Source organism: Janthinobacterium sp. BJB401 (assembly GCF_013372745.1).
Lineage (GTDB): Bacteria > Pseudomonadota > Gammaproteobacteria > Burkholderiales > Burkholderiaceae_D > Janthinobacterium > Janthinobacterium rivuli.
This window is the reverse complement of record NZ_JABXFH010000008.1, coordinates 45,112-67,405: the sequence shown is the minus strand read 5'-3', so window position 1 is coordinate 67,405 and position 22,294 is coordinate 45,112. Positions and strand designations below refer to the sequence as shown.

At 64.8% G+C, this 22,294-nt stretch carries 23 protein-coding genes; 10 read left to right on the top strand and 13 right to left on the bottom strand.

What is annotated here, in order from left to right:
• Positions 1-26: 26 nt before the first annotated feature.
• The 4 genes from ribA to HWE17_RS07735 form a co-directional block, all read right to left on the bottom strand.
• Positions 27-680: a GTP cyclohydrolase II gene (gene ribA, locus HWE17_RS07750; protein WP_035820484.1), complete on the bottom strand. Its 654-nt coding sequence runs from the start codon at positions 678-680 to the stop codon at positions 27-29.
• A gap of 220 nt (positions 681-900) precedes the next feature.
• A complete protein-coding gene (locus tag HWE17_RS07745; protein ID WP_176388375.1) occupies positions 901-3,150 on the bottom strand; it encodes a PhoX family phosphatase in 2,250 nt (749 codons plus the stop codon).
• A 156-nt stretch (positions 3,151-3,306) separates the two neighbouring features.
• Positions 3,307-3,693: a DoxX family protein gene (locus HWE17_RS07740; protein WP_176388374.1), complete on the bottom strand. Its 387-nt coding sequence runs from the start codon at positions 3,691-3,693 to the stop codon at positions 3,307-3,309.
• Between the two features lie 29 nt (positions 3,694-3,722).
• On the bottom strand, positions 3,723-4,424 hold the full coding sequence (locus tag HWE17_RS07735; RefSeq protein WP_176388373.1) for a pirin family protein: 702 nt from the start codon (positions 4,422-4,424) through the stop codon (positions 3,723-3,725).
• A 168-nt stretch (positions 4,425-4,592) separates the two neighbouring features.
• On the opposite strand from HWE17_RS07735, the gene HWE17_RS07730 reads away from it, so the two are divergent.
• Together HWE17_RS07730 and HWE17_RS07725 are read left to right on the top strand one after the other, a co-directional pair.
• Entirely contained in the window at positions 4,593-5,519 is a 927-nt protein-coding gene (locus tag HWE17_RS07730) for a LysR family transcriptional regulator (RefSeq protein ID WP_035820476.1), read from the top strand.
• A 165-nt stretch (positions 5,520-5,684) separates the two neighbouring features.
• A complete protein-coding gene (locus tag HWE17_RS07725; protein ID WP_035820474.1) occupies positions 5,685-7,841 on the top strand; it encodes a bifunctional diguanylate cyclase/phosphodiesterase in 2,157 nt (718 codons plus the stop codon).
• An 11-nt stretch (positions 7,842-7,852) separates the two neighbouring features.
• Here the strand turns inward: HWE17_RS07725 and HWE17_RS07720 are convergent, their stop codons facing one another.
• Entirely contained in the window at positions 7,853-8,386 is a 534-nt protein-coding gene (locus HWE17_RS07720) for a DUF4256 domain-containing protein (protein ID WP_176388372.1), read from the bottom strand.
• Positions 8,387-8,450: 64 nt separating this feature from the next.
• On the bottom strand, positions 8,451-9,359 hold the full coding sequence (locus HWE17_RS07715) for a LysR family transcriptional regulator (protein WP_176388371.1): 909 nt from the start codon (positions 9,357-9,359) through the stop codon (positions 8,451-8,453).
• Positions 9,360-9,457: 98 nt separating this feature from the next.
• Between HWE17_RS07715 and HWE17_RS07710 the strand changes: the two genes are divergently transcribed.
• The gene (locus HWE17_RS07710) at positions 9,458-10,690 is read left to right on the top strand and encodes an MFS transporter (protein ID WP_176388370.1); all 1,233 of its coding nucleotides are present in this window, start codon (positions 9,458-9,460) and stop codon (positions 10,688-10,690) included.
• Here the strand turns inward: HWE17_RS07710 and HWE17_RS07705 are convergent.
• Positions 10,655-11,548, bottom strand: a complete 894-nt coding sequence (locus tag HWE17_RS07705) for a LysR family transcriptional regulator (protein ID WP_176388369.1) — start codon at positions 11,546-11,548, stop codon at positions 10,655-10,657. The genes HWE17_RS07710 and HWE17_RS07705 overlap by 36 nt on opposite strands.
• Before the next feature lie 98 nt (positions 11,549-11,646).
• On the opposite strand from HWE17_RS07705, the gene HWE17_RS07700 reads away from it, so the two are divergent.
• Positions 11,647-12,753 (top strand): alpha/beta hydrolase, encoded by a 1,107-nt coding sequence (locus HWE17_RS07700; RefSeq protein ID WP_255206154.1) that lies wholly within the window; start codon positions 11,647-11,649, stop codon positions 12,751-12,753.
• A complete protein-coding gene (locus tag HWE17_RS07695) occupies positions 12,750-13,922 on the top strand; it encodes an MFS transporter (protein ID WP_035820465.1) in 1,173 nt (390 codons plus the stop codon). Before HWE17_RS07700 ends, HWE17_RS07695 begins: the two co-directional genes overlap by 4 nt.
• A 2-nt stretch (positions 13,923-13,924) precedes the next feature.
• Here the strand turns inward: HWE17_RS07695 and HWE17_RS07690 are convergent, their stop codons facing one another.
• The 3 genes from HWE17_RS07690 to HWE17_RS07680 are packed head-to-tail and all read right to left on the bottom strand — an operon-like array spanning position 13,925 to position 15,999.
• Entirely contained in the window at positions 13,925-14,605 is a 681-nt protein-coding gene (locus HWE17_RS07690; RefSeq protein WP_035820463.1) for a hypothetical protein, read from the bottom strand.
• 5 nt (positions 14,606-14,610) lie between these two features.
• Complete coding sequence (locus HWE17_RS07685) at positions 14,611-15,411, bottom strand: MipA/OmpV family protein (RefSeq protein WP_099400394.1); 801 nt, start codon at positions 15,409-15,411, stop codon at positions 14,611-14,613.
• A gap of 9 nt (positions 15,412-15,420) precedes the next feature.
• Complete coding sequence (locus tag HWE17_RS07680; RefSeq protein WP_035820461.1) at positions 15,421-15,999, bottom strand: porin family protein; 579 nt, start codon at positions 15,997-15,999, stop codon at positions 15,421-15,423.
• A gap of 202 nt (positions 16,000-16,201) precedes the next feature.
• On the opposite strand from HWE17_RS07680, the gene HWE17_RS07675 reads away from it, so the two are divergent.
• Positions 16,202-16,879 (top strand): response regulator transcription factor, encoded by a 678-nt coding sequence (locus HWE17_RS07675; protein WP_035820458.1) that lies wholly within the window; start codon positions 16,202-16,204, stop codon positions 16,877-16,879.
• Positions 16,876-18,177, top strand: a complete 1,302-nt coding sequence (locus HWE17_RS07670) for an ATP-binding protein (RefSeq protein ID WP_035820457.1) — start codon at positions 16,876-16,878, stop codon at positions 18,175-18,177. The genes HWE17_RS07675 and HWE17_RS07670 overlap by 4 nt, the downstream gene beginning before the upstream one ends.
• Here the strand turns inward: HWE17_RS07670 and HWE17_RS07665 are convergent.
• The gene (locus HWE17_RS07665) at positions 18,155-19,051 is read right to left on the bottom strand and encodes a DMT family transporter (RefSeq protein ID WP_176388368.1); all 897 of its coding nucleotides are present in this window, start codon (positions 19,049-19,051) and stop codon (positions 18,155-18,157) included. The genes HWE17_RS07670 and HWE17_RS07665 overlap by 23 nt on opposite strands.
• 77 nt (positions 19,052-19,128) lie before the next feature.
• Between HWE17_RS07665 and HWE17_RS07660 the strand changes: the two genes are divergently transcribed.
• Positions 19,129-19,617 carry an Lrp/AsnC family transcriptional regulator gene (locus HWE17_RS07660; protein ID WP_176388367.1) on the top strand — a complete coding sequence of 163 codons (489 nt, stop codon included), beginning with the start codon at positions 19,129-19,131 and terminating at the stop codon, positions 19,615-19,617.
• A 3-nt stretch (positions 19,618-19,620) separates the two neighbouring features.
• Here HWE17_RS07660 and HWE17_RS07655 read toward each other — a convergent pair whose 3' ends face one another.
• Positions 19,621-20,142, bottom strand: coding sequence for a hypothetical protein (locus HWE17_RS07655; RefSeq protein ID WP_176388366.1), 522 nt, complete (start codon positions 20,140-20,142; stop codon positions 19,621-19,623).
• A 124-nt stretch (positions 20,143-20,266) separates the two neighbouring features.
• Here HWE17_RS07655 and HWE17_RS07650 point away from each other — a divergent pair, with 124 nt between their 5' ends.
• On the top strand, positions 20,267-20,650 hold the full coding sequence (locus HWE17_RS07650; protein ID WP_035820452.1) for a glutaredoxin: 384 nt from the start codon (positions 20,267-20,269) through the stop codon (positions 20,648-20,650).
• 19 nt (positions 20,651-20,669) lie between these two features.
• On the opposite strand, the gene HWE17_RS07645 is transcribed toward HWE17_RS07650, so the two are convergent.
• Positions 20,670-20,906, bottom strand: a complete 237-nt coding sequence (locus HWE17_RS07645; protein WP_034749909.1) for a DUF3820 family protein — start codon at positions 20,904-20,906, stop codon at positions 20,670-20,672.
• Positions 20,907-21,050: 144 nt separating this feature from the next.
• Between HWE17_RS07645 and HWE17_RS07640 the strand changes: the two genes are divergently transcribed.
• On the top strand, positions 21,051-22,262 hold the full coding sequence (locus HWE17_RS07640; RefSeq protein WP_176388365.1) for an MFS transporter: 1,212 nt from the start codon (positions 21,051-21,053) through the stop codon (positions 22,260-22,262).
• Positions 22,263-22,294: the final 32 nt, after the last annotated feature.

Below are 22,294 nucleotides of genomic sequence, written 5' to 3'. Positions count from 1 at the left end.
ACGCCGTTCCGCGCCAGCCCGGGGAACTACAGGGCGCCGTCTTCCAGTGCCGGCGCCGTTTCCGGCGTCATCATGTGACCGAGCTTGCTTTGCTTGGTATTCAGGTAGTGCTGGTTGAAGGCGTTGCGGTTGACCAGCAGCGGCACCCGTTCGGCCACCGTGATGCCCAGCGCTTCCATGGCGGCGATCTTGCGCGGATTGTTCGTCATCAAGCGCAGGCTGTGGATGCCGAATTGCGCGAACATGGGTTTGCACAAGGTGTAGTTGCGCGCGTCGGCCTTGAAGCCCAGCTGTTCATTCGCCTGCACCGTGTCGGCGCCCGCTTCCTGCAGGCGGTAGGCGCGGATCTTGTTGATCAGGCCGATGCCGCGTCCTTCCTGGCGCAGGTACAGCAAGATGCCGCGGCCTTCCTCGGCGATGCGTTTCAGGGCGCCCTCGAGCTGCGCGCCGCAGTCGCAGCGCTGCGAAAACAGCACGTCGCCCGTCAGGCACTCGGAATGCACGCGCGCCAGCACCGGTTCGCCGTTGCCGACATCGCCCAGCACCATGGCCAGGTGTTCCTTGCCCGTCGCGTGCTCGACAAAGGCGTGCAAGGTGAACTGGGCCCACGGCGTCGGCAGTGCGCAGGAAGTCGTGTAATCCAATTCGCCTGTCGCCAGGAGGTCTGCGCCGCTTTGCATGGTTGTGCTCATATAAGTAATTATCAAAAATAAAAGGCGCGCGACACCACTCCGGTGCCGGCGCGCCTTGCCATCATACCAAAAAGCAGGGAAACGTTTTCCCTGGCTGCCATTCGGTCGTTGCAATGTCTGGTGATAAACCTTACTTAGGGGCACTTCCTCCTTTTACAAGGTGCATTGCTGGCTTTGCCTGGCGGATGCCTCCGCCAGGCACGGTCCATCAGCTGCCGATGCGTCCGCCGTCGTTCTTGGTGATCACGATGGTGGCCGAGCGCGGACGCTTGCCGGCGCCATAACCGGCGTTGGCCGGCCATTGGCTCGTGTATTTGGATGGGTCGCCGATATTCGCCAGCGAGGTGTTTTCGCCCGGATGCTGGATGTTGATGAACATGGTCTTGCCATCGGGCGTTTCGCTGATGCCCGTGATTTCCGAGCCGACCGGCCCCACCAGGAAGCGCTTAAGCGTGTCGGCCGTGGGTTTCTCGCCGATGAAGGTGTCGACGGCCAGGTTGCCGCCGGCCGCCGTCGCGTAGTTCAGGGTCGATTTGGCGCCGTCGCCGACCTTGCCTGGAATGGCGGCCAGCATCATGCAGTTGGTCACGTCCGTGTACGCGCCATCGTCCGTCTGGATCCAGCAGATGCCCGTGTAGGGGCTGAAGGCCAGGCCGTCAGGGCTGGAGAAATCCTGGTCGGCCGTCAGGTTCGACAGGTTGATCTTGCTGGCGTCGGCGCCGCTCTCGGCGCCAAACAGGTAGACATCCCACGTAAAGCTGGTGGCCGCGGCCGCGCCCGTGCCTTCCTTGAAGCGGATGATGTGGCCGTTCGGATTGCCGTTTTGCGCGCTGCGGCCCTTCATGTCCGTATAGGCGCGCGGGTTGGCGCTGTCCGGCGCCAGTTGCGACGAGCCGCTCGGATTGACGGTGCGGTTCGAGTTGTTGGTCAGCGTGTAATAGATCTCGCCATTCGCCGGGTTGACCGAGCACCATTCCGGGCGATCCATTTTTGTCGCGCCCACGGCGTCGGCCGCCAGGCGGGCATTGACCAGCACGTCGGCCAGGTCGGCGAACTTGTAGGCGCTGTAGGCCTGGATCAGCGCGTTTGACATGGCCAGCTCGATCCACTGGCCGGTGCCGTCGGCGGCCAGCTTGGCCACGTACAGCTTGCCCGAATCGAGGTATTTGTCGCCGGTGGCGATGCGGTCGGCCGGGTTGGCATCGGCGGCGGCCCAGACGGCCGTCGTGACGAATTTGTAGATGTATTCGTTGCGCGAATCGTCGCCCATGTAGACGGCCAGCTGCTGGCCTACGGCCGGCACGCTGAAGGCGGCGCTTTCGTGCGCGTAGCGGCCCAGGGCCGTGCGTTTGCGGATGGCTTTGGTCTTGTCGTACGGGTCCATCTCGACGATGTAGCCCATGCCGTTCAGTTCATTGCGGTAGTCGTCGCTGCCGTTGGTCGAGGCGCCGATCTTGCTCAGGTTCCAGCGCGCGTACTTGTCGTCGCTGCCGCCCGTTTCCCAGCCGTGGCGCGAGGCGCCGCCCTGTCTGCGGCCATAGCGGTTCAGCGACACGACGGATTTGTCGCCGCGCGCCGCATTGTCGGTGGACGAGCGGGTGAAGTAGCCGGCCCAGTTTTCTTCGCCGGACAGGTAGCTGCCCCAAGGCGACTTGCCCGTGCCGCAATTGTTGATGGTGCCGCGCGTCTTGGTGCCGGTCGGCGAATACTTGGTCACCACAAGGGCGTTGCCGCGCACGGGGCCGGCAAGCTCGATGTCCGTCAGCGGCGTGACGCGGCGGTTGAAGGCGGAATCGTTGACGGTGGCCCAGGCGCTGCCCGTCTTCTTGACTTCCACCACGCTCAGGCCGTGGACGGCCACTTCCTTGTCGACTTCGGCGGCAGGGCGGGGCAGCGAGGTGGTGCCGCCATTGACGTGCAGGAAGTGCGAGGACAGTGTTTCGTCCGTGGTCGCTTCGTGGTTCATGGCCAGCAAGCCCCGTTCGGCGCCGGATGCCAGCGGCGCGCCGGCGGCGGACAGGCCGTAGTATTCCATGCCGTCGTGGTGGTCGCCGGCGCGGTTGTCGAAATCGGTGTCGCTGCCGTCGTTCTTGTACGCTGGCGTGGCTGCGCGCAGCGAGTCGCCCAGCGCATACAGGGCCGTGGCCGTGTAGCCGGCCGGTACCGACACGACGTCGGCCAGGCTTTTCGGCACGGCCGTGAAGGCCAGCAGTTTTTCGGGTGTTGGGGTTGGCGTTGGCGTCGGCGTGACGGCGATGGCGTCGCTGCCGCCACCGCAGGCGGACAGGCCCATCGAACCCATGACGGCGGTCGCGGCCGTGACGGCGCTGCCGCGCAGCCAGTTACGGCGGCTCAGGCGGGCGTTCAGGATGCTGTTGAAATGGTTGTCGTGGGACGCTTGGCTGTCAATGTCGTTCAGATCGGTGGCGCTGATGGCCAGATCGTTGGGCTTGTTCATGGGCTGCGATGTCCTGTGGTTGCGTGATTTAAGGGCAACCGGATGATAATCAGTTAATGTGACAGCGCCATGTCAGCCTGATGACAAAACAATGACAGGCCGCCGGCCGGGCGGGCCGCGTCGATGACGGGCCCGTCCGGTCAGGCAGCCTTGGTCTTACCTGGCCTGGCGAAAACCGCGCTCCACCAGCAAGAGCATGCCGCCGAAGATGGACAGGTTCTTCAGGAAGTTCGTCAGCTGGTCCTGGAAGTGGGCCGCATCGGCGCTCCAGAAGGCGTGGAAGATGAGCGTCGTCGGGATCAGGAACAGCGCCAGGGCCAGCGCCGCCCAGCGCGCCTGCCAGCCCGTGATCAAGAGCAAGCCGCCGCCCACTTCCAGCACGATCACGCCGACCAGCAAGATATTGGCGATTGGCAAGCCCTGGCTGGCCATGTAGCCGGCCACACCGGCAAAGCCGCCGATTTTCAGCAAGCCCGAGACAAAGAACAGCACGCCAAGGGCGGCACGGCCGAGGGGCAGCAATACGTTGCTTCTGTTTTCCATGATTTTCTCTTTCTTAATATATTTATCAATTATTTAGGCAGGTCGAAGAGCAGGAATTCCGCATCTTCCGGCTGAGTGATGATCACGGCCGCTTCCTGCGTCAGTTTCAGCGCATCGCCCGCTTTCAAGGGCGTGCCGTTGACGACCAGGCTGCCGCGGATCAGGTGCACATAGGCGAGGCGGCCTTCGTCGAGCGCATGTTCGGCCTGTTCGCCTTCCTGCAGGATGCTGGCGTAGATGGCCGCATCCTGGTGGATCAGCACCGAACCCTGGCGGCCGTCGGAGGAGGCGATCAGGCGCAGCTTGCCCCGTTTGCTGTCCGGCGTGAAGTGTTTCTCTTCATAGCTGGGGGGAATGCCCGTCACGTTTGGCTGGATCCAGATCTGCAGGAAGTGCAAGCCATCCGTTGCCGAGTGGTTGAACTCGCTGTGGCGCACGCCGCTGCCGGCGCTCATGCGCTGCACATCGCCGTAGTGCAGGACGGAACCGGTGCCCATGCTGTCCTTGTGTTCCAGCGCGCCGTCGAGCACATACGAAATGATTTCCATGTCGCGGTGGCCGTGCGTGCCGAAACCCTGGCCAGGCGTGACCCGGTCTTCATTGATCACCAGCAGGGGGCCAAAGCCCATGTGCAGCGGATCATGGTAGCTGCCGAAGGAAAAGCTGTGGTGGGAATTGAGCCAGCCGTGGTTGGCTGCGCCGCGTTCTTCGCTATGACGAATCTGTAACATGGTGGACTCCGTTTCTATAAGTTAATGTGCGATAATTTCGAAGGGCCGTTGCCTGGCGCTGTGCCGTGGCATCTTTTCTGCCCTTCGCTGTACGATGAACAAAGTATAGGCCCCCCCAGCAGAGAAAGAAAAACGGAAAATCTTGCGACCTATGATCGAAAAAATCGAATGTTAAGACTGAGCCTGGAAGCCCTGCAAATCGTTGACGCCATCGACCGCCGCGGATCGTTCTCGTCGGCCGGCAAGGAATTGCATAAAGTCCCGTCCACCATTTCCTATACGGTGGCCAAGCTGGAAGACGACCTGGGCGTGCAGGTGTTCCAGCGTAATGGCCCGAAAGTCATGCTGACGGCGGCCGGCCAGGAATTGCTGAAAGAGGGCCGTTATCTGTTGAAGGCGGCGCAGGACCTCGAGCACCGCGTGCGCAGGGTGGCCTCCGGCTGGGAAACGGAATTGTCCATCGGCATCGATTCCATGTTTTCCGCCGTGGCCCTGGCCGACGACGTGCGCGCCTTTTACGACGTGGCGCAGCAGACGCGCCTGCGCCTGTCGCAAGACACGCTGTCGGGCACGTGGGAAGCGCTGCTGGACCGGCGCGCCGACTTGCTGGTGGGCGCGCCCGGTGACGGGCCGGCCGGCGGCGGCTATATCGCGCAGCCGATCGGCATGCTCGACTTCGTCTTCACCGTGGCGCCCACGCACCCGCTGGCCCAGGTGCAGGAACCGTTGTCGCGCGGCCACCTGCAGCAATACCGGGCCGTGGTGGTGGCCGATTCGGCGCGCCAGATGGCGCCGCGCACGGTGGGTTTGCTGCTGGGGCAGGACGCCTTGAGCGTGCCGAACATGCAGGTCAAGTTCGATTACCAGGTGCTGGGGCTGGGCTTTGGTTTCCTGCCGGGGCCATGCGCGCGGGCCGCCATCGCGCGCGGCTTGCTGGTGGAAAAGGCCGTGGAAGAACCGAAACCGTCGGAAACGTTTTACCTGGCCTGGCGAGTGGGCGAGGACGGCGCCGCATTGCGCTGGTGGATGGCGCGCATGCGCGAACCGGATGTGTTTGCACGTCTGGCGCAGCATCTGCCGGGCCATTCGGCGTAGGTCTTAAAATGTTGACATACGCCAACATTTTTAAGTTACCATATTCGCAGTATTGCAATCGTATTTCTTGCCCGACCTCCATGCCCCACAGTGGGATTTTGATGATTACACACACCGCAGCGCCCCTGATATCTTCCCCTGACCTGGCCCACGAGTGGGGTTGCCATGCTTGAGGCGAAGGTTGCGCTGTGCCTGCGCCTGGCCCAGGATGCCCGTGAACAGGCGGGGCCGCAGCAGGCCGCCACCCTGGCGCGGCTGGAGGAGGAACTGGAGCGGCTGCGTGGCGCCAGCCGCCCCGTGGTGCGCGTGGCGCCCCCCGACGCCTTGCTGGAAATCGATCCCGACGGCTTTTTGATCGGCTGGAACCATGGCGCCGAACAGATGTTCGGCTATTCCGAACTGGAAGCGCTGGGCCAGCACATCCTGTTTTTGTATCCGGAAGACGACGCGGAAGCGAGCGTGCTGGAGTTGCATTTCACCCAGGGCGACGTGGCCACCGATGTGCGCCGGCGCAAGAAGTCGGGCATGGTGACGTGGCTGCGCATGCACCGCCACGTGATCCACGACCAGGCGGGCAAGGCCTGCGGCATGGCCGTGCGCCTGTCGGCCATGAGCGAGCCGCTGTCCGACGTGGACAAGGTGAGGTTGCACGCGCGCATCATCGAAGACAGCGAGCAAGCCGTGCTGATCACGGATGCGGAAGAGCGCATCGTCTCGATCAACAGCTCTTTCAGCCGCATCACCGGCTACTCGCCGGCCGAAGCCATCGGCCGCACGCCGGACTTGCTGCGCTCGGGCGTGCACGACCCGGATTTCCGCGCCAAGGTGCGCGCCGCCATGCGCGGGCACGGCTCCTGGCGCGGCGAAATCATCGGCAAGCGCAAGAATGGCGAACTGTTCCCGCAAGACGTCACCATCAGCGTCGTGCGCGATGAATTCGGCGAAATCAGCCACGTGTTTTCCCTGTTTTCCGATATTTCGGTGCACAAGGATGCCGAGGCGCGCATGCAGCGCATGGCCAACTACGACAGCCTGACGGGCTTGCCCAACCGCTGCTTGCTCAATCAATTGGTCGACCAGGGTCTGGCCGAAGCGAAACGCCAGGGCACGCATGGCGCGCTGATGGTCATCGACATCAGCCGCATCGGTTCCATCAGCGACACCCTGGGCCATGAAGTGGGCGACCAGCTGGTGATCGCCATCGGCCAGCTGTTCCGTGGCGCCCTGCGCGACGCCGACATCCTGGCGCGCGTCGACAACAGCAAATTCGTCGTGGCCCTGCTGCATATCGAAAAGCGCGAACACGCGGCGAATGTGGCGCAAAAGCTGCTCAACCTGCTCGAGGCGCCGATCAATATCGATGCCCACGCGCTGCACGTGGGTGCCAGCATCGGCATCACCGTGTATCCGGAAGACGGCCTGGAAGCGCCGGCCCTGTTCCGCTTTGCCGACGTGGCCGTGGCCAAGGCGGGGCAGACGATCGAATCGACCTTCCTGTTTTACCGCGAAGACATGAACCGCCGGGCCAAGGAGCATTTGCGCCTGGAAAGCGAAATGCGGCTGGCCCTGGGCGACAAGGAGCTGGAGTTGCATTACCAGCCGAAAGTGAGCCTGGCCAGCGGGCGCATCGTCGGTGCGGAAGCCTTGTTGCGCTGGAAGCATCCGATGCGCGGCATGGTCTCGCCCGGCCTTTTCATTCCCGTTGCCGAGGAAACCAGTTTGATCCTGGAACTGGGTACCTGGGTGCTGGACGAGGCCTGCCGCCAGATCCGCAACTGGGAAGACCGTGGCCTGCACATGCCGGCCATCGCCGTCAACCTGTCGGCGCGCCAGTTCGATGAACAGTTGCCGGCGCGCATAGCGGCCGTGCTGGAACGCTACGGCGTGCGGCCCGACCAGATCATGCTGGAAATCACGGAAAGCCTGCTGATGCGCGGCGCCGACAAGGTGATCGACATCATGAACCAGCTCGTGGCCATGGGCCTGGCGCTGGCGCTGGACGACTTCGGCACCGGCTATTCCAGCCTGGCGTACCTGAAGAAATTCCCCATCAGTACCTTGAAAATCGACCGCTCGTTTGTCATCGGCTTGCCGTTCGAGGAAAACGATTGCGCCATCGCCCGCGCCATCGTCACCATGGCGCAGCAGCTGCGCCAGGAAATCGTCGCCGAAGGGGTGGAAACGGCCGAGCAGATGCGCTTTCTGCGCGAACTCGGCTGCGACCAGTTGCAAGGTTATCTGTTCAGCCCGGCCGTGACGGCGGCCGAGTTCGAGCTGATGCTCGACGAAGGCCGGCAGTTGCGGCTGGAAGAGCTGGCCTGAGCCAGCGATTGTCAGACGGTTAGTCGTCCACGGAAACCCCGGCTCGCATAATACGATTCGGCGCCATTGTGGTAGACGAAGACCTGTTCATAGCGGCGGTCGCAAAACAGGGCGCCGCCCAGCGCGCGGATGCTGTCCGGCGTCGCGATCCAGCTTGACGTTTTCCGGTCGAATGGTTCCAGTTCCTGCAACTGGCGGTACTGCGTTTCCGTCAGCAGTGTGACCCCCATCGCCTGCGCCATGGCCATGGCGCTGCCGGCCGGCTTGTTGGCCTTGCGCGCGGCCAGGGCATCAGCATCGAAACACAGGCTGCGCCGGCCGAGCGGACTTTCTGCCGAACAATCGCAAAACGTGACGGCGCCCGTGTCGCCGGCGTGCCCGATGACATCCGGTTCACCGCCCGTGTCTTCCATTTGCTGCAAGACCGCCAGGCTGGCGGGAGCGGCGTTCAGCCGCGCCAGCACCTTGTCCCACGTCCATTGCGGATGGCGGTGCCTGTGCTGGCTGAAGCGGGTTTGCAAGGTGTGGATCAAGGCCTCATGCATGACGTGGCTCCCTGAAGTTTCAACGATAGGGTCGATTATAAGACGCGATGTGTGTCGGCGGCGCTCACCCCAGCTGCACTTTTTCCAGCAGGTAATCAAGCATCACGCGCACCCTGGCTGGCACTTGCAGGCCCGGTCCCACGAAGACGGCGTGCACGAGTTCCCTGTCGCCGGGATTGTAGTCCTGCAGCACGGGGATCAGCTCGCCTTGCTCGATATCGCGCAGCACGTGCTGGCGTGAAAAGCGTCCCAGTCCCATGCCGGCCAGCACCAGCTGGCGCATGCTTTCGCCATCGCTGACACAGGTATTGCCCTGCGGCGCCACCTGCAGCGTGCCGCCCGCGCCATCGAGGAAGGGCCAAGTTTCGTTCTGGCAGCGGAAATTGAACGCCAGCAGATTGTGTTCGGACAAATCCTGCGGCGTGCGCGGCAGGCCGTGTCGTGCCGCGTAGGCGGGCGACGCCACCACGACCATCGCGTCTTCGCCGAGTTTGCGCGCCACCAGGTTCGATTCCTTCAGCTTGCCCGTGCGGATGGCGATGTCGGTGCGGTCTTCCAGCAAGTCGACGATGGCGTCGCTGACGACGACGTCAAGCACGATGTCGGGATAGCGCTGCGCGAACTCGGGCAGGATGGGCAGCAGATGGCGCACGCCGAACGGCACGAAACAGTTGATGCGCAAGCGTCCGCGCGGCGCCGCGCCCTGCGCCGCTTCGCGCTCGGCACCATCGATATCGTCGAGGATGCGCTTGCACTGCACGAAGAAGGCGTCGCCTTCGGGCGTCGTGTGCAACTGGCGCGTGCTGCGCTGGAGCAAGCGGGCGCCGAGCCGCGCTTCCAGGCGGTTGACGAGCTTGCTGACGGCCGACGGCGTCAAGGCCAGGCGGCGCGCGGCGGCGGAAAAGGCGCCCGTTTCCACTACGGCCACAAACACGGCCATCTCGAACGCGCGGTTGATATCTTGCCTGGCCATTATTGAATCCATTTCACAGGTGATTCCATTATGGGAGTCTATATCAAAAGCGTTTGCATCGATACACTGGCTGACTTGAACTCTGCCGGAGAAATACCATGACCACCGCAAGCCCTGTTTCACCTCATTCCAGCAAGATGCCGCCCGGCGTGCTGGCGCTGGCCGTCGGCGCCTTTGCCATCGGCGTCACTGAATTCATCGTCGTCGGCATCCTGCCCACCATTGCGAAAGATTTGCGGATTTCCATCGAATCGGCCGGCTCGCTGGTCAGCCTGTATGCGCTGGCGCTGGCCATCGGCACGCCGCTGCTGGTGCTGCTGATGTCGCGCCTGCCGCGCAAGGCGGCTTTGCTGGGGTTGATGAGCGTGTTCCTGGCAGGTAATCTGCTGGCCGCCTTTTCGCATACGTTTGAACTGTTGCTGCTGGGGCGGGTCATCACGGCCGTGGCGCACGGCACCTACTTTGCCATCGGCGCCACCGTGGCGGCCAGCCTGGTCAGCAAGGAACAGGCGGGCAGGGCGATTTCCGTCATGTTTGCGGGATTGACCCTGGCCATGGTGATCGGCGTACCCTTCGGCAGTTTTCTGGGCAACCTGATGGGCTGGCGCTTGCCCTTCTTTGCCGTCGTCGTGCTGGCAGCCGTGGGCCTGGGCGCCATGGCGCGCTGGCTGCCGGCCGGCTTGCAGCAGGGCAAGGGCGGCAAGGCCATGACGCAGCTGGCGGCCCTGGGCAGCGGCCCCATCCTGACGATGATGGCAATTACGACGTTCGGCTTTGGCAGCAGCTTTGCCGCCTTCACGTTCATCACGCCCATCCTGACGGATGTGACGGGTTTTTCCGCCACCATGGCCAGCGCCTTGCTGATCGTGTTCGGCATCGCCACCTTTGCCGGCAACCTGGCGGGCGGCTACCTGACCAGCCACCTGGGCTGGCAAAAGGCCTTGCGTGTGATGCTGCTGTTGCTGGCCGTCACGCAAGCGGGCGTGGCGCTGAGCATCGCTTCGCCCTGGATGATGACGGTAATGCTGTTCGTCTGGGGCGTGTTCGCCTTCGGCCTGTCGCCCGCCCTGCAGGCCGGCATGCTGGCCACGGCAGAGCGCTACACGCCGCAAGCCGTCGATTTCGCCTCGGGCCTGAACATTTCCGCGTTTAATCTCGGCATTTCCTTCGGTTCCATGCTCGGTGCGCTGATGGTCTCGCGCCACATGATGGCCTTGTCGCCATGGGCCGGCGTGGCGGCAGCCTTGCTCGCCTTGCTGCCGCTGGCCTGGCTGGTGCGCAGGAACGTGGCGAAATCAGGCCCGGTAGCGCAGCGCCTCCACGAAGGCTGAAAACGCGGGTGTGGCCTGGCGCCGGTTCGGGTAGTACAGATGGTAGCCCTGGAAAGTGGGGCACCAGTCGGCGAGGATTTCGACCAGGCGGCCATCGGCCAGGTAGGGCGCCAGCAGCGGCTCGGGCACGTAGGCCAGGCCGATGCCGTCGAGCGCCGCATTGAGCACGTGCATGATGCTGTTGAAGACCAGCTGGCCTTCGGCCTTGACGGCAAAGGCTTGCCCATCCTTTTCGAATTCCCACGCGTAGATGGCGCCAGCGGGCCGGTGGCGGATATTCACGCAGGCGTATTCCGTCAGCGCATGCGGCGTCGCGGGCGCACCATGGCGCGCAAAAAACGCGGGCGAGCCCACCACGGCCAGGCGCCAGTCGGGGCCGATGCGCACGGCGATCATGTCCTTGCTGATGGCTTCGCCCAGGCGGATGCCGGCGTCGAAACGCTGCTCGACGACATTCGTAAAGCCGTAGTCGACCACCAGTTCCAGGCTGATGTCGGGATAGTCGCGCAGGAAGCCGGCCAGCATGGGCCGCAGCAGCAATTCGATATGGTCGTCGGTGCAGGTGACGCGGATGGTGCCCCTGGGCTTGTCGCGCAGCGCGCCCAGCGCCTCGACCTCGGCGGCGATCTGCTCGAACAGGGGCGCGATGGCCAGCATGAGCTTTTCGCCCGCATCGGTGGGCGCCACGTTGCGCGTGGTGCGCGCCAGCAGTCGCACGCCCAGCCGTTCTTCCAGGGTGCGGATGGTATGGCTGAGCGCGGACGCGGTGATGCCCAGCCTGGCGGCGGCCCTGGTAAAGCTGCGCTCCCGCGCCACGGCGAGGAAGGCTTGCAGATCGTTGATTTTGTTTTGGCTCATTACTGAATTTTTTTCATAACTACATCAAGATTGTACCCGCTAATCAAAAGAGCTTGCCTGCGTCAAGATGGTGCCCTGACTTTTAAAGGAGCATGGGCATGAAGACAACACGCATGAAAACGACCGCTGGCCGCCGCGAATTCGTCAAGGCCGCCGGCACGGGCATGGCGGCACTGGGCGTCCTGTCCGTCCTGGGCGCACCCATTTTCGCCGCCGCCGCGCCGGCCTTGCCGGCCATGCCCGATGGCGCCGACAATTTCTACCAGAGCAGCAAGGTGAAGGTGCAGCCGGTGCGCTTCCGGAACCAGTACCAGATGACGGTTGCCGGCAATCTGTTCCTGCCGACGCAGCTGGACCCCGCTCGCCGGCACGCCGCCATCATCGTTGGCCACCCGATGGGCGCCGTCAAGGAGCAAAGCGCGAACCTGTATGCGACCAAAATGGCCGAGCAGGGCTTCGTCGCCCTGTCGCTGGACCTGTCGTTCTGGGGCGAGAGCGAAGGGCGGCCGCGCAACGCCGTCTCGCCCGATATCTACGCCGAGGATTTCAGCGCGGCCGTCGATTTTCTCGGCGCACAAGCGCTTGTCGACAGCGAACGCATCGCCGCCATCGGCATTTGCGGCAGCGGCAGCTTTGTCATCAGCGCGGCCAAGATCGACCCGCGCATCAAGGCCGTCGCCACGGTGAGCATGTACGACATGGGCAGCGCCAGCCGCCATGGCTTGCGCCGCTCGCAAACGCTGGCGCAGCGCCAGGCTTATATCGCCGCGGCCGCGCGCCAGCGCCAGGTGGAATTTGCCGGCGGCGCCACCGCCTACACGAGCGGTACCTTGCCCGAGCTGAGCGCCAACCCAAGTGCTATCGAACGCGAATTCCACGACTTCTACCGCACGCCGCGCGGCGCCTACATCCCGGCCGGCCAGTTGCCCGAGCGCGCCACCCGTCCCACTTTGAGCAGCAACGTCAAGTTCATGAATTTCTATCCCTTCATCGATATCGAGACGATCTCGCCCCGTCCGCTGCTGTTCATCACGGGCGACCAGGCGCACTCGAAGGAATTCAGCGAGGATGCCTACCGGCGCGCCGCCGAGCCGAAGGAACTCCATTACGTTGCCGGCGCCGGCCACGTCGACCTGTATGACCGCGTGACCCTGATCCCGTGGGACAAGCTGACGTCGTTCTTCCAGCGCGCCCTGGCGGCATGAGCGCGGTCCGCAGCGAGGCGGCAGCGCCCGCGTTCTGGGGCGGCATCTTTGCCATAACCCTGTGCGTGTTCACCCTGATCGCCTCCGAATTCATGCCGGTCAGCCTGCTCACGCCCTTGGCGGCGGACTTGCACGTCAGCGAAGGCCTGGCCGGCTATGGCATCGCCATCTCGGGCGCCTTCGCCGTGCTGGCCAGCCTGTCCATCGCTACCCTGGCGGCATCGATGAACCGCAAGACCTTGCTGCTGCTGTTGACGGGCCTGATGTGCGTGTCGGCGCTGGTGGTGGGGCTGGCCACCAGCTACGCGATGTACATGGCGGGGCGCGCGCTGATCGGCGTTGTGGTGGGGGGATTCTGGTCGATGTCGGTGGCCGTGGCGATGCGCCTCGTGCCCAGCCACAGCGTGCCCAGGGCGCTGGCCATCTTCAACGGCGGCAATGCGCTGGCGACTGTGGTGGCCGCGCCGCTGGGCAGCTATCTGGGCGCCAGCATCGGCTGGCGCGGCGCCTTCCTGTGCCTGGCGCCGGTGGCGCTGCTGGCGCTGGCCTGGCAGTGGTGCAGCCTGCCATCGATGCCGGCGGCGCCGCGTTCGGCCCGTTCCGGCCAGGTCTTGCGCCTGCTCGAACGCCGCCAGGTCGCCCTGGGCATGCTGGCCGTCGGCGCGTTCTTCATGGGGCAGTTCGTGCTGTTTACCTATGTGCGACCGTTCCTGGAAAACGTCACGCGCGTCGGCGTGCCCACCTTGTCGATGCTGCTGCTGGCGATCGGCGTGGCCGGCTTCATCGGCACGGCGCTGATCGGCGTCGCGCTGCGGCGTGGCCTGTACCGCACGCTGGTCGCCATCCCCTTGCTGATGGCCGCCATCGCGCTGGCCCTGCTGGCGTTCGGCGACGAGCTGGCGCCCGTCTTCGTGCTGCTGGGGCTATGGGGATTGCTGGCGACGGCCGCGCCCACGGGCTGGTGGTCGTGGCTGGCGCAGACCTTGCCTGATGACGCCGAAGCCGGTGGCGGCCTGATGGTGGCCGTCGTCCAGCTGTGCATCGGCTTCGGTTCCACCGTGGGCGGCATCCTGCTCGACGGCTACGGCTTTCGCGCTACCTTCACGGCCAGCGCCGCGCTGCTCGTGCTGGCGGCGCTGCTGGCCTGGCGCACGGCGCGGCTGAGGTGAGCTTATTCCAGCAGCGCGGCAATGGCCAGTGGTGTGGCGCTGGTGAGGACTTGCCCCGCGTCCGGATGCGCGCTGAAACGGTAGGCGAAGACGCGGAAACCGGCCACGGCGTCGCCGGGAAACGCGGGGCCTTCCTGCGCCGCCAGCGGGACCGGCGCGCCATCGCCGCCCTGGTAGCGCACTTGCGCCGCTTCCATCCTCGCATACGAAAACTGCACGCCGGCGCAGCGCTTGCCGTTCGCTCCGCCCGTCGAGCGCAGGTAGGCGAGCAGCTGTTCGCAGGCGGCGCGCAAGTCGGCCGCCGCATACACGCCATCGGGCCGCGTGACGATGGAGACCCAGGCGATTGACGTGATCTGGCCCGGCTTGCGGTTCCAGGCCAGCTCCGCGTTGTCGTCATACGCGGCCCGGGAAAACGGGAAGACGGCCCGGCCCAGCGCATCGAGCGGCAGCGCCAGCTGCGCGCCCTTGCCGTGCAAGGTCAGGCGCAAGCCATCGGTGGACACGCCGGCGTCGCGCGGGCGCAGGCGCAGATGGTTTTGCAGGAATTGCTTGGGCTTGCCGTATTTTTCGAACCAGATCATGTGGCGGTAGGCGTCGCGGTAGGCGATCCAGTCGCCCGCTTCCTGCGCGCAGGCGAACGCGGGCAGCAGTGCCAGGGCGAGAAGCAGGGATCTGAGCATGGAGCTTAAAACCGGTAACCGAGGCCGCTCGACCAGGTGATGACGTTACGGCGTTCGATGAAGGGACTGTGGGCCGGTCCGTTGCCCAGCCGCGTGCCCGTCACGGCGCTGTTGAGCAGCCACTTGCTGCTCAGGGCCCAGTTCCAGTTGACGCCCATGTCGACGGACGCGACACCGCCGGTCGGGCGGTAGTCGCGCGCGCCGCCGGCTGCCGCGCTGACGGCGTACAGCTCGTCCATCACGGCGCCGCTGGCCAGGGACACGCCGGCCGACAAGGTCACAGTGTGATGGGCCGCCAGCGAGGGCAGGGTCTTTTGCAGGCCGAGCTGGCCGCGCCAGCCGTGCGCGCTCGTGTCGTGCATCAGGTTAGCCGTGACGCGCGCCTGGTCGCCCAGGTAATAGCCGTAGAAGCCGCCCACGTCGGGCGAGCCCTTGATCCGCCGCGTGCCGCGCAGGCGCCGGCTGTCTTCCGGAGCGCGCGCATTGCTGGCGGCCAGCAACGGGCCGTATTCCACGCCCGGCGTGGCCGACAGGTGCATGCCCGCCACGCCGCTGGCCGAAACGAACAGGCCGTTGCTCCACTGGACCTGCAGCAGCGGGCGCAGGACGGCGCCGCGCGATGCGCCATCGTCCGCCGCCGAGCTGCCCGTGAGCGCCGCTCCCACGTACATATCCCTGCTCCCATCGGGCATCATCAGCGCGCTGGTGCCGGTGCTCGCTTCCTCGGCCAGCGCCGGGCCGCAGGCGGCCAGCAGCAACAGCAGGGGAGAAAAACAGGGAAAAAAACGGGGAGCGAACTTGTTCATGCCATCCTTTTAAAAGCCGAAGCGCACGCCGAGCGCCAGGCGGTTCATCGTGCTATTGAGTCCTTCGTATCTGACTTTCGGGGCGTGCTCCCATTCGAGCTGCAGCGCCACGTCCTTGCCGATCTGGTAGGCGGCTCCCACGCTCAGGTACAAGCCGGTCTTGCTGGCCGACTCGCCCGGCGGCGCGTTCTTGCCTGCGATGGAGAATTCGGCATGGCTGCGCGCCACGCCAGCCTTGCCGAACAGCGACCAGTCGTCGTTCAGCCGCCACGTGCCGCGCGCCGCCATGTAGGCGGCACTATTGCGTACCTTGAGCTGGTAGCCGGGATCGAGGTCGAAGCTGGTCGCGCCGCCGCTGGCGCGATAGCCGCCTTCCAGCGCCCAGGCCGGCGTCAGTTCGTAGCCGGCAAAGACGCCGAAGGGCACCGCCTTGCTGCTGGGGCCGCGCCGCGCCGTCGCGCCGCCCTCGGCACGCTCGATCTTGCCATCGCTGGAAGGGCTGACGTTGGCGCCCAAGTACAGGCCTTCGGCATGGACCGTCGACGTGGCGGCGATGGCAAACAGGGTGCTGTAGACAATTTTTTTCATGTTCGGATTCCGGTTGAGGTAAGAGCTATCCATGTTAGGCAAACCTCGTGCCGGAATCCGCCCAGGTTTGTCCTTGAATTGTCCTTAATTTGTAGGCCGCATTTGTATAGAAAGTGTACAAATGTGTACCTGATTGTCGAATATGCCACTTGTGCGCCGCGCTCCACTACAATACGCGACAAAATGGCGGCGCGGAGGGGCGATGCAACGTGTAATGCTGGTGGAGGACGATGCGCGGCTTGCCGCGCTGGTCAAGGAATACCTCGATGAATACGACTATGCGGTCGACGTGGTGATGCGCGGCGACCAGGCCGTGGCGCGCTTTCGCGACCTGCAGCCCGACCTGGTCATACTCGACTTGACCTTGCCCGGCGTCGATGGCCTGGTGGTGTGCCGCCAGCTGCGCCAGCTCAGCGCCGTGCCCATCCTGATACTCACCGCGCGCGAAGACACCTTCGACGAAGTATCGGGCCTGGAGCAGGGCGCCGACGACTACGTGAGCAAGCCGGTGCAGCCCCGCGTGCTGCTGGCCCGCCTGCGCGCGCTGCAGCGGCGCGGCAGCGCGGCGGGCGGCAGCGACATCGTCATCGGCCAGTTGCGCGTGTCGCGCGAAAACCGCGCCGTGCACTGGCGCGGGCAGGAAATCGCCATGAACAGCGCTGAATTCAAGTTGTTCGCAATCCTGGCCGACGCCGCTGGCAAGGTCATGTCGCGCAACGAGATCCTCGTGCGCATGCGCGGCATCGAGTTCGATGGCCTCGATCGCAGCATCGACAACTGCATCTCGCGCTTGCGCCGCAAGTTCGATGACGGCGGCGCGGAACGCATCAAGACGGTATGGGGCGAAGGCTATCTGCTCACGCCCTCCGCCTGGGAATGACCCGTCTTTTCTGGCGTTTCGCGCTGCTGGTGGTGCTGGCCATCGCGCTGGCCAGCTGCGTCATTTACTTCACCTTCAGCCGCCTGTTCGGCGATCCGCTCGAACACATCGCGCGCGACCAGGCCGCCGGCCAGATATTCCTGCTGGAGCAGTACATCGACCAGGCGCCCGCCGATGACTGGCTGCCGCGCCTGAACAAGGTGCGCGAAGTATCGGACGTCGCGCTGGAATTGCAGCCCCTGTCCATCGTGCTGCCGGCGCTGCCGACCGAGGCGCGCGCGCAGCTGCTGCGGGGCGCCGTCGTGATGGACGTGGGCGGCAAGGCTTTCTATCGCCGCGTGGACGCCACGGGTGCACGCTATGCCGGCAGCGAGGACGATGTGCTCCACGCGCAAAACCTGCCCATCGACGTTGGCCAGGCGCTGCGCATGGAGGCGATCCGCTTTGCGGTCATCGCGCTGTGCCTGCTGCTGCCGCTGGGCTGGTGGACGCGCGCGCACGGGCGCAGCCTGGCCGCGCTGTCGCGCATGGCCGACGATTTCGGACAGGGCGACCTGGCGGCGCGGGCGCAGGTCAAGCCCGCGTCGAGCATCGCGCCGCTGGCTGGCCGCATCAACGAGATGGCCGAGCGCATCGGCTCGCTGCTGGAAGCGCGCCGGCATTTGCTGCTGTCGGTGTCGCACGAATTGCGCACGCCGATCGCGCGGCTGGAATTCGGCCTGGCGCTGCTGGACGAACGGCATGGGGGACTTGACCCTGCCCTGCGTCGACGCGTCGACGCCATGGGCGCCGATGTCGAGGAATTGAAAACGCTGGTCAACGAATTGCTGGGCCTGATGCAGCTCGATCACGCGCAAGCCTTGCCGCGCCAGCCGTTTGCCGTGGCGCCCTTGCTGCGCGATTGCATGGCGGCCGTCCTGCCGCGGCAAGTGGAAGCGGGCATCGCCGATGACCTGGGCGAATTGCGCGGCGATCCCCGCCTGCTGGCGCGCGCCATCGGCAACCTGCTTGGCAACGCGGCCAAATATGCCACCGCGCGCATCGCGCTGTCGGCCGTGCGCGAAGGCGATGCGCTGCGTATTGTGATCGAGGATGATGGCCCCGGCATTCCCGCCGGCCAGCGCGAACAGGTGTTTGCCCCGTTCTATCGGCTGGCCCGCGAACAGGACCATGCGACCGCCGGCCACGGCCTGGGACTGGCGATTGCCGCCAGGGCCGTCGCGCTGCACGGCGGCGCCATCGCCATCGACGACTCACCGCTGGGCGGCGCCCGCTTCACGATTTATATTCGGGTCTGAGCACCGGCGCAGCGCGTCTCTGGCGCTGCGCCATGTACGAACTGCCCATCGACGCGGCCATGATCATGGCAATCGCCAGCCATTGCCCGGCACCGAGGCGCTCGTCGAGCAGGATGTACGCCAACATGGCGGCCACGGCCGGTTCCATGCTGCTCATGATGCCGAACGCCTGCGGCGTCAGCCGCTTCAGGGCCACCATTTCCAGCGAGATCGGGATGGCGCTGGAAATGAGGGCCACGCCCAGGCCCACGCCCAGCACGACGGGCGAGAGCAGGGCGGCTCCGCTGTGCATCACGCCCACGGGCACGACCACCAGCGCGGCCATGGTCAGGCCCAGCGACACGGAGTGACCCGCATGCAAATGGCTGGCGCGCTTGCCGAAGACGATGTACGAGGCCCAGCAGACGGCCGCGCCCAGGGCGAACAGCACGCCCGTGGGATCGAGGTTGCTGACGTCGTGGCCGAGCGGCAGCAGCAGCGCCAGTCCCGCCACGGCCAGGGCCACCCAGACGAAGTCGAGCGGGCGGCGCGAGGCCAGCAGGGCCACGGCCAGCGGGCCGGAGAATTCGATCGCCACGGCGATGCCGAACGGGATCGTGCGCAAGGCCATGTAGAAGCACAGGTTGGTCAAGCCCAGCGCGGCGCCATACAGGGCCACCGTGCGCAGGTCGGCGCGGCTCAGCTGCCAACGCCACGGGCGCCAGAACAGCAACAGCAGCAGGGCGGAAAAGCCCACGCGCACGGCCGTCGTGCCCTGGGCGCCGACGAGCGGAAACAGGCTGTGCTTGGCCCATGAGGTGCCCAGTCCCAGGCAGGTGACGGAGCCGAGGATGGCCAGCAAGGGAATCAGCGAGGAATAGCGGCGTAATGGCATGGTGATAAAAGGCTTGATATCGGAATAGTGAAAGTTTATTGTGTCTGCTCCGAGTTTTGCACTGCAATTTGACCTTCATGACGCAACTTTCGCTCACGCCTTCCCTCACGCTCGATGCTTTCGACCTGGCGATCCTCGACATCCTGCAGCGCGATAACACCACCTCGCAGCGCGAAATCGCCCAGGCCGTGCATTTGTCGGCGCCGGCCGTGCAGCGGCGCATCCGCCGCCTGCGCGAGAGCGGCGTGATCCGCAACGAGGTGGCCGTGCTCGACGCGAGCCGCGTGGGCCGACCCCTGATCCTGACGGTGGAAGTGCATTTGCACGACGAGCATCCGCAACGCACGGCCGCCATGCGCGCGCGCATCATGGCCGAGCCTGCCATACAGCAGTGCTATGGGATTACGGGCGAGGCCGATTACCTGCTGGTGATCACGGCCAGCAGCATGGCCGAGTATGAGGCGCTGACAGAACGCCTGTTCGGCGACGACGACAATATCCGCCGCTACCGCACCTCGGTGGCCTTGACTTGCCTCAAGATGGGCTTGCACGTGCCGCTGGGCTAGGGCTTACTGCTCCTCGCGCTCCGCATCGCGTTCGCGGCAGCTCAAGGATGCGTAGTGGCCTTGCGGCAGCCGGGTCTTGATGGCCACCTCGTTCAGAGCATGTTGAATATCGACGGGGTCCGTCAGGGTGCAGCGCTGGGCGCTGGCGAACGCTTGCAGGTTTTGCGTGCTGCCGCGCACTTTCACCGTCACGCCGGCGCCGGGGCTGACGCAGCAGCCTATGTATTGCGTGATGTATTCCTCTTCGATGAGCACCAGTTCATGTCCCATGAAGCTGGCCGGTTTCTTCAGCAGGTAGTAATCGGTGTAGTCGAAGCGCTGCTGGGGGCGCTGGCTGATCAAACCTTCGCGCATGTAGGCGGCGATGGCCTTGCCCGAGGTGCCCACTCTTGCTGTCGTGCCCTTTTTCAGCTGCAGCGCATGCGTCAAGCCGCTTTCCAGGCCGGCATCGGCGGCGTGGACGCTGGCGCAGCTGGCGGCCAGCAGAAGAGCGCAGAGCAGGCGGCGGGGGCGGCATGCAGGCATGAGAATGATTTCTTGCATATATTCAAACGAAGGGGAGTAGGGCGCGCAGTGTAGCCCACGCCGGCCCGTGTGCGTGGCACAATGCGTGATCCGCACGCCACGTGCCACTCACCCCAGGACTTTCATGACCCGCGCCCTCCTTGACCAAGCCCAGATCCATCCCGCCGCCCGCCCCTTGATCGGCAGCAAGCACAAGGACATCGTGCGCGAAGTGCAGGCGGCCATCGCCGCGCACCAGGTCGTGGTGGTCGGCATGGCGCTCAATCCGTTTCCCCGCAAGGCGCGCAAGATCCTCGACGTGCTGGGCACGCCCTACCAGTACCTGCAATACGGCAGCTATTTGAACCAGTGGCACCGCCGCAATGCCCTGAAAATGTGGACTGGCTGGCCGACGTTCCCCATGGTCTTTGTCAACGGGGTGCTGATCGGTGGCGCCAGCGAGCTGCACAAGCTCGTGGAAAATGGCGAGTTCAGCGCCATGCTGGCCAAGAAGGTGCGCGAGTTTTAAGACACGCCTTCTATTCTCCTTACTCGCCCGGCCGCCACGGTGACTTGCGCGTGCGCAGCGGGTCGAGCAAGCTGCGCAAGTCGTTGTGATCGAGTTCGTACATCAGCGCGATTAAACTGCCCAGTTCGCCCGAGGGAAAGCCCTCGCGCGCGAACCAGCCCAGGTAGTGGCCTGGCAAGTCCGCCAGCAACCGTCCCTGATATTTCCCATATGGCATTTCGCGCGTGACCAGCAGCGCCAGTTTTTCTGAATTCATGGTGGTGATCCCGTGTTGATGCGGTCAGTGTAGCAGACCATACAATTATTGATTTGCGCGCAAGTATCTTCTTCCTGTGGAGGTATTTTTCGAAACAAAGAAAACCCCGATACTGCATGCCAACATCATTTATCGGAGTTTGCCATGCCCATTGCCTTGCTCGCGCTGACCCTCAGCGCATTTGCCATCGGAACCACCGAGTTTGTCATCGTCGGGCTGTTGCCCACCATCGCCGCCGACCTGGGCGTCAACCTGCCCTCGGCCGGCCTGCTCGTCAGCCTGTATGCGCTGGGCGTCGCCGTCGGCGCACCCGTGCTGACTGCCCTGACGGGCAAGATTCCCCGCAAGACCTTGCTGTTGTCCCTGATGGTCTTGTTCACCTTGGGTAACTTGCTGGCGTGGAAATCACCGGGTTATGAAACCCTCGTCGTTGCCCGCATCCTGACGGGGCTGGCGCATGGCGTATTCTTTTCCATCGGCTCGACCATCGCCACCTCGCTGGTTCCGAAGGACAAGGCTGCCAGCGCGATTGCGATCATGTTTACGGGCTTGACCGTGGCCCTGGTGACGGGCGTGCCGCTGGGTACCTTCATCGGCCAGCATTTCGGCTGGCGCGAAACCTTCCTCGCCGTCTCGGCGTTGGGCCTGGTCGCCTTTGTCGGCAGCCTGCTGTATGTGCCGTCGACCATCAAGCACAGCAAGCCTGCATCCCTGCTGCAGCAAGTGCAGGTGCTGGGCCAGCCGCGCCTGTTGCTGGTGTACGCCATGACGGCCGTCGGCTATGGCGGCTCCTTCATCGCCTTTACGTATCTGGCACCGATCCTGCAAGACGTGTCGGGTTTCAGCGCCGGCGCCGTGGGCGTGGTGATGCTGGTGTATGGCGTGTCCGTGGCGTTCGGCAATATCTGGGGCGGCAAGCTGGCCGACAAGAAAGGTCCTGTCAGCGCTCTGAAACTGATCTTCCTGCTGCTGGCGTTGGTTTTGCTGCTGTTGACCTTCACGGCGCCGCATCCCGTGCTCGTCGTCATCACCGTGCTGCTGTGGGGCGCCGTGGCTTTCGGTAACGTGGCTGGCTTGCAAGTATATGTCGTGCAGCAAGCGGAGCACTTCACGCCCCGCGCCGTCGACGTGGCTTCGGGGCTGAACATCGCCGCTTTTAATCTGGGCATCGCCGGCGGCGCCTGGGGTGGCGGTCTGATCGTGGAACACCTGGGCCTAGTGCACACGGGCTGGATCGGCGCGCTCGTCGTGCTCGGGGCGTTCGGCTTGACGGCCTTGAGCGGCCGGCTGGATCGCTTGAATCCCATCCCCGTGCGCACTGGCGGCGAAAAGTCGATCCATGCGGTGGGGCACTAAGCCAGCTTGATCTGCAAGCAAGTTGCTGGCAC

What these genes read in the sequence shown, in the direction of transcription:
- HWE17_RS07665 (WP_176388368.1), bottom strand. Translation starts at nt 19,051, where the DNA reads ATGCCATTACGCCGCTATTCCTCGCTGATTCCCTTGCTGGCCATCCTC.
- HWE17_RS07660 (WP_176388367.1), top strand. Translation starts at nt 19,129, where the DNA reads ATGACGCAACTTTCGCTCACGCCTTCCCTCACGCTCGATGCTTTCGAC.
- HWE17_RS07740 (WP_176388374.1), bottom strand. Translation starts at nt 3,693, where the DNA reads ATGGAAAACAGAAGCAACGTATTGCTGCCCCTCGGCCGTGCCGCCCTT.
- HWE17_RS07735 (WP_176388373.1), bottom strand. Translation starts at nt 4,424, where the DNA reads ATGTTACAGATTCGTCATAGCGAAGAACGCGGCGCAGCCAACCACGGC.
- HWE17_RS07655 (WP_176388366.1), bottom strand. Translation starts at nt 20,142, where the DNA reads ATGCCTGCATGCCGCCCCCGCCGCCTGCTCTGCGCTCTTCTGCTGGCC.
- HWE17_RS07705 (WP_176388369.1), bottom strand. Translation starts at nt 11,548, where the DNA reads ATGAGCCAAAACAAAATCAACGATCTGCAAGCCTTCCTCGCCGTGGCG.
- HWE17_RS07670 (WP_035820457.1), top strand. Translation starts at nt 16,876, where the DNA reads ATGACCCGTCTTTTCTGGCGTTTCGCGCTGCTGGTGGTGCTGGCCATC.
- HWE17_RS07690 (WP_035820463.1), bottom strand. Translation starts at nt 14,605, where the DNA reads ATGCTCAGATCCCTGCTTCTCGCCCTGGCACTGCTGCCCGCGTTCGCC.
- HWE17_RS07680 (WP_035820461.1), bottom strand. Translation starts at nt 15,999, where the DNA reads ATGAAAAAAATTGTCTACAGCACCCTGTTTGCCATCGCCGCCACGTCG.
- HWE17_RS07640 (WP_176388365.1), top strand. Translation starts at nt 21,051, where the DNA reads ATGCCCATTGCCTTGCTCGCGCTGACCCTCAGCGCATTTGCCATCGGA.
- HWE17_RS07685 (WP_099400394.1), bottom strand. Translation starts at nt 15,411, where the DNA reads ATGAACAAGTTCGCTCCCCGTTTTTTTCCCTGTTTTTCTCCCCTGCTG.
- HWE17_RS07695 (WP_035820465.1), top strand. Translation starts at nt 12,750, where the DNA reads ATGAGCGCGGTCCGCAGCGAGGCGGCAGCGCCCGCGTTCTGGGGCGGC.
- ribA (WP_035820484.1), bottom strand. Translation starts at nt 680, where the DNA reads ATGCAAAGCGGCGCAGACCTCCTGGCGACAGGCGAATTGGATTACACG.
- HWE17_RS07710 (WP_176388370.1), top strand. Translation starts at nt 9,458, where the DNA reads ATGACCACCGCAAGCCCTGTTTCACCTCATTCCAGCAAGATGCCGCCC.
- HWE17_RS07745 (WP_176388375.1), bottom strand. Translation starts at nt 3,150, where the DNA reads ATGAACAAGCCCAACGATCTGGCCATCAGCGCCACCGATCTGAACGAC.
- HWE17_RS07675 (WP_035820458.1), top strand. Translation starts at nt 16,202, where the DNA reads ATGCAACGTGTAATGCTGGTGGAGGACGATGCGCGGCTTGCCGCGCTG.
- HWE17_RS07700 (WP_255206154.1), top strand. Translation starts at nt 11,647, where the DNA reads ATGAAGACAACACGCATGAAAACGACCGCTGGCCGCCGCGAATTCGTC.
- HWE17_RS07720 (WP_176388372.1), bottom strand. Translation starts at nt 8,386, where the DNA reads ATGCATGAGGCCTTGATCCACACCTTGCAAACCCGCTTCAGCCAGCAC.
- HWE17_RS07725 (WP_035820474.1), top strand. Translation starts at nt 5,685, where the DNA reads ATGCTTGAGGCGAAGGTTGCGCTGTGCCTGCGCCTGGCCCAGGATGCC.
- HWE17_RS07730 (WP_035820476.1), top strand. Translation starts at nt 4,593, where the DNA reads ATGTTAAGACTGAGCCTGGAAGCCCTGCAAATCGTTGACGCCATCGAC.
- HWE17_RS07645 (WP_034749909.1), bottom strand. Translation starts at nt 20,906, where the DNA reads ATGAATTCAGAAAAACTGGCGCTGCTGGTCACGCGCGAAATGCCATAT.
- HWE17_RS07650 (WP_035820452.1), top strand. Translation starts at nt 20,267, where the DNA reads ATGACCCGCGCCCTCCTTGACCAAGCCCAGATCCATCCCGCCGCCCGC.
- HWE17_RS07715 (WP_176388371.1), bottom strand. Translation starts at nt 9,359, where the DNA reads ATGGCCAGGCAAGATATCAACCGCGCGTTCGAGATGGCCGTGTTTGTG.